Source organism: Streptosporangium sp. NPDC000563, from assembly GCF_040299985.1.
Classification (GTDB): Bacteria; Actinomycetota; Actinomycetes; order Streptosporangiales; family Streptosporangiaceae; genus Streptosporangium.
Window position 1 is genome coordinate 1 of the sequence record NZ_JBEPDA010000061.1, and the last position, 5,615, is coordinate 5,615.

Annotated in this window: 2 protein-coding genes; one reads left to right on the plus strand and one right to left on the minus strand. The window is 65.0% G+C overall.

The genetic code is table 11. The features are described from left to right. Positions 1 to 293: 293 nt before the first annotated feature. Positions 294 to 3,983: a DUF4082 domain-containing protein gene (locus ABT352_RS40580; RefSeq protein ID WP_350950417.1), complete on the plus strand. Its 3,690-nt coding sequence runs from the start codon at positions 294 to 296 to the stop codon at positions 3,981 to 3,983. Positions 3,984 to 3,985: 2 nt separating this feature from the next. Here the strand turns inward: ABT352_RS40580 and ABT352_RS40585 are convergent, their stop codons facing one another. Continuing rightward, positions 3,986 to 5,287: a hypothetical protein gene (locus ABT352_RS40585; RefSeq protein WP_350950419.1), complete on the minus strand. Its 1,302-nt coding sequence runs from the start codon at positions 5,285 to 5,287 to the stop codon at positions 3,986 to 3,988. Between the last annotated feature and the right edge of the window lie 328 nt (positions 5,288 to 5,615).

Genomic DNA, 5,615 nt, shown 5'->3' on the forward strand with positions numbered 1-5,615 from the left:
GTGAGCGTCCCGGGCGATCTCGGACTCAGGCTACCGGGTATTTCCTTGCCAGTCCTTTATACGTGACGCGAAGGCAGCCGACCCGATTACTCCACACCACGACCACGTTGGGATTGATTTGCGGTTTAGGTGATCTTTTGGTGCCATATTAGATCGTTCTTCTGCGTTGTAGGTAAATCGCCGTTATTTGAGGTTGATTCTTGTCGAGGGTTGGATGTGATTGCCTTTCTTTCTACTTATGACCCTGGCCGGGGCGGAAAGTCGGCCAAGGGGGTGCTTGCGGGAGGTCGCACATGGCAGGCGGTACGGACAATGCGGGGAAGGTCGGGTTCGGGCGGCGGTCGCCGTTCACCTTCGGGATCGGTCTTCTCACCCTGATCGGTCTGCTGGGTGCGAGCTGGGCACCTGAGCCAGGCACCGTCACCCCGCGGAAGTGGGCGACCGTGGGAAATGTCGTACCGCTCGAACCGGATGCCGCCCCTGGCCCGGCGACCGGACACCCACCCGGGCGGCCCGCTCCAGGCACCGCCGCGGGAGCGGGGCGGGCGCCGGCCGACGGACGCCAGGCCGTGGAGGTCAAGGCGGCGCCTCCGGAAGGCGGCCGGGCCCGTTCGCTGGAACGGAGGCTCGCCGAGGTCGGTCTGCGCGGGCTTCCCGGGAAAGGCGCGGAGACGCCGGAGAAGAAGGCCGCGGACGCGAGACCTCGCAGCCGGGCTCGCCGCGCGGCCTGCCCGCCGACCTCCGTCATCTGCCTGGAGAACAGCCTGCCGGGAAACCCGCCGAGCGAATGGGACATACCCGGAGCGGGCAGCCCCAGCATCCAGGGATACGCGACCCAGATGAGCGTCGACAAAGGGGAGACCGTCCAGTTCAAGGTGAACACTCCGGCGACCGCCTACCACGTGGACGTCTACCGCATCGGCTACTACGGCGGCATGGGCGCACGAAAGATCACAACGCTCACTCCCTCGGTCCCACTGCCCCAGGCGCAGCCGCCCTGCCTCACGGATCAGGCGACCGCACTGGTCGACTGCGGGAACTGGGCGGTCTCGGCCTCGTGGGCCGTGCCGGCCGACGCCGTCTCGGGGGTCTACATCGCGAACCTGATCCGCGATGACGCGACCCCCGGTGCCAGTCAGATGATATTCGTGATCCGGGACGACGAACGCGGGTCGGACCTGCTGCTGCAGACCTCCGACAGCACCTGGCAGGCGTACAACAAGTACGGCGGCAGCAGTCTCTACTCGGCGGGCGTTCCTGCGGGGCGGGCCTACAAGGTCAGTTACAACCGGCCGTTCATCACGCGCGTCGGGAGCTGCTGCTCCGGTTCGGTGGAGAGCTGGTTCTTCAACGCCGAATACCCCATGATCAGATGGATCGAGGCCAACGGCTACGACGTCAGCTACACCAGCAGTATCGACACCGCGATGCGCGGCCAGCAGATTCTCAACCACAAGGTCTTTCTCTCCGTCGGCCATGACGAGTACTGGTCCAACGACATGCGGGACAACGTCACGAACGCCCGCGACAACGGCGTCAACATAACCTTCTTCTCCGGGAACGAGGGTTTCTGGAAGGGCCGCTGGGAGCAGGCCCTGAGCGACGGGACCCCCTTCAGGACCTTCGTCTGCTACAAGGAGACGCTGGCGAACGCCAAGATCGACCCGAGCCCACAGTGGACCGGATCGTGGCGTGATCCACGCTTCTCCCCGCCCTCGAACGGCGGCAAGCCGGAGAACGCGCTGAACGGGACGTGGTTCAGGGTCAACGGCGTCTCCAACGACGCGATAACCGTGTCGGCCGACTTCAGCAAGATGCGAATCTGGCGCAACACCTCCGTGGCGAACCTCTCTCCCGGGCAGACGGCCGTCTTCCCCACAGGGACGCTCGGCTACGAATGGGATGTGTCGCCCAACAACGGGTCCGAACCGCCGGGCGTGGCCAGGTATTCAAGCACGATCATGAACCTCACCTCCAAATACCTGCTCGACTACGGCAGTACGTACGGTCTCGGCACCGCGAACCACAACCTGACGCTCTACCGGGCCTCCAGCGGTGCGCTCGTCTTCGGCGCGGGGACCATCCAGTGGTCGTGGGGGCTGGACGCGAACCACGATCGAGCGGGCACCCCCACCGACATCCGGATGCAGCAGGCGACGGTCAACCTCCTCGCCGACATGCACTCCCAGCCCGCCAGCCTCCAGCCGGGGCTGGTACCGGCCACCGCGTCGACGGACACCAGCCCTCCCACGTCGACGATCACGAGCCCGTCGAGCGGAGCCGCCCTGCCCGAGCTGACGACCGTCGTGATCAAGGGAACGGCGACCGACACCGGGGGCGGTGTCGTGGCCGGGATCGAGGTCTCGACCGACGGCGGTAACCGGTGGTTCCCGGCGACGGGCCGGGAGAACTGGCAGTACCGCTGGACACCCCAGACCACGGGAACCACGACGATCGCGGTCCGGGCGGTCGACGACATCGGCAACCTCCAGGTGATACCGACCACGATCACCGTCACCGTCTACACGTCGTGTGACGCCTGCACCATCTGGCCAGCCAGTGCCGTGCCCGCCGTCGACTCGGCCGACGACCCCGTTCCGGTCGAGCTCGGGGTGCAGTTCCAGACCACGACCGCGGGCACCATCAGGGGCGTCAGGTTCTACAAGGGCGTGCTCAACACCGGAACGCACACCGGGAACCTCTGGAGCGCGAGCGGGCAACTCCTGGCGAGAGCCACGTTCACCGGCGAGACGGGGAGCGGGTGGCAACAGGTGGACTTCGACACGCCGGTCGCGGTGACCGCCGGCACGACGTATGTCGCCTCGTACCACACGACATCCGGGAACTACTCGACAACGGTTCCCTACTTCACCGCGCAGTACACGAACGGCCCGTTCGTGGTGCCGGCCAGCAGTGTGCAGATCGGTAACGGGGTCTACGCCTACAGTGCGACGAGCACCTTCCCGACCGGCACCTACCGGGCCAGCAACTACTGGGTCGACGTGCTGTTCGTCCCGGTCAGAAGCCTGTGGGACGATCAGACGGTTCCGCAGGTCCCCTCACAGAACGATCCCAACGCCGTGACGGTCGGTGTCAAGTTCCAGGCGCTGACCGACGGCAACATCGAGGGCATCCGTTTCTACAAGGGCGCGAAGAACACCGGGACGCATGTCGGGAGTCTGTGGACGAGTGACGGGCAGTTGCTCGCCAGCGCGACCTTCACCAACGAGACGGCGAGCGGGTGGCAACAGGTGCGCTTCGACACGCCGGTCGCGGTGACCGCCCACACGACGTACGTCGCCTCGTACTTCACGAGTTCGGGGTTCTACTCGCTGACATCCTCGTACTTCACCGCGCCGTACATGAACGGTCCGCTCGTCGCGCTGGGCAATGGCGACGAGGGGGGCAACGGCGTTTACACCTACGGCGCGACGAGCACCTTCCCGACCAGCACCTACCAGGCGAGCAACTACTGGGTCGACGTGCTGTTCGTGCCGTTCACGAGCCTCTGGGAGAAGACGGAGACGCCTGCGGTCACCTCCCATCCCGACAATCAGCCCGTCACCGTCGGCGTCAAGTTCCAGGCTATGACGAGTGGCAGTATCAGGGGCGTCCGTTTCTACAAGGGCGTCCAGAACACCGGGACGCATGTCGGGAGTCTGTGGACGAGTGACGGGAAGCTGCTCGCCAGCGCGACCTTCACCAATGAGACGGCGAGCGGATGGCAGCAGGTGAACTTCGACACGCCCGTCCCGGTGACGGAGAACACAAATTATGTGGTCTCTTACAACACTTTGTCTGGTTATTATTCGCAGACACGGCCGTATTTCAACGTGCAGTACACGAGCGAACCGCTCATCGCGCCGGCCAGCGGCGCGGTGGGAGGCAACGGTGTCTACACCTACGGTGCGGCGAATCCCTTCCCGACCAGCACCTACCAGACCACCAACTACTGGGTCGACGTGGTGTTCGCCGTCGACTAGCCTCACCGCACTCGCGAGATCCCGGCCGGCGCCCTCCGCGCCGTGCCGGAGGGGTGGCCGGACATCGTCGAACCGGCGGTGTCCGGCCTCGTTCCCGCGCCGGAGACGAGCTGCCGCCGCTCCTGGGGGACCCTGGTCCAGGCGACCGCGGACAGCAGGCTCACGACCATGACGATCGGTATCCGCTGCCGGAAGATGAGACCGATGTTGGACATGGTGGTCGTGTACATGATCGTGCACGGTACGGCGAAGAGCAGGAGGATGAGGAGCATCCTGCGGTTCTCACCCCACATTCGCCGGACCCCGACGACTGCGCACCACAGCAGGTAGTACCACAGCACCGTCTCGACCTTCGCCAGCTGTAGCACCAGACTGCCGTCCATCCAGGGGAACGGCGAGAGAAGCGTGTACACCAGCTTCGGCAGGAACGCGCTCCACGGATTGCCGCCGTCGTCGAAGACGATTCCCGAACCTCCCGCGGCGTTGGCCTGAAGGACGACCTCCGACTGTCCGTGCTCCAGCTGCTCCTGCATCATGCCAACCGGTGTGCTCTCCGCCATATCCGGAAATATCAGGATGGGTACCACGAGTGTGGCCAGGATGGCCAGCACGCACAACGGGAAAGCGCGCCTGAGGCCCGCCAGGCCGAGAATCAGCGGTATCGCGCACATGAAAACCATGTAGGGGCGCACGTTCCAGAGCGTCCACAGCAGCGGCCCGAGAAGAAGGAGTTTGCGCATGTCGAAACGCTGGACGTTCGAAGCGGCGAGGCCGAGACAGGATATGACGAGAAACGCGTTGAATCCGTCCTTGAACGTGTCGGACGTGTGCAGCATGAATGCCGGCATGAATGCCATCAGGGTCATCAGCCTGAACGCCGCGCGCTCGTCGGCGCCGATGAGCCGCGCGAACCTGTACATGACGGCGCACAGCCCGCAGGCGATGAGCGCCACGAAGGCGGTGCAGGCCAGGGGGGCAGGGCCGCCGCACAGATACATGATCGCGGCGAAGACGTTGCACGGCACCGCCACGGAGTAGAGGCTTTCGATCTGATCGGAGGTGACGAACATGAAGCCCTCGCGCTTCCAGTACGCCACGACCTCCAGTGCCCTGCCCTCGTAGACGAAGTTGTCCCCGCCGTACGCGATCGAGTTGGACCGCATCACGAGGACGTGAACGAGCAGTCGTACCACGAAGGCCAGCATCAGCACCCACAGGGCGCGCCGAGCCACCTGCGCGCCGAGAGCCGTCTGGACGACGAACACCAGCCCCACCACGGCGGCCGCGACGATTATGTACTCCACAGAGAATCACCCGTACGATGTCATGGCCGGATCGAGATTTCGTGTGCCGAAGGCGAGTCGGTTCTCCGGCGCGAGGGCGGAGTGGGGGAGTGGGCATTGCCCGCCGACTTTAGTGCCGGGCGTGCCGTTACCGCCGGATATGCCATCGTCGGGCCGCCTAAATTCCCGCAAAGAAATACGGCCTCCGGAACAGCCGCCTGCCTGCTCGTTTCATCGTCCGGTGCGGCTGAGGGCCGGATAATCCGGGTGGTCGGGTCGGCCTTCCCGTATAAAGGACTGGCAAGGAAATACCCGGTAGCCTGAGTCCGAGATCGCCCGGGACGCTCAT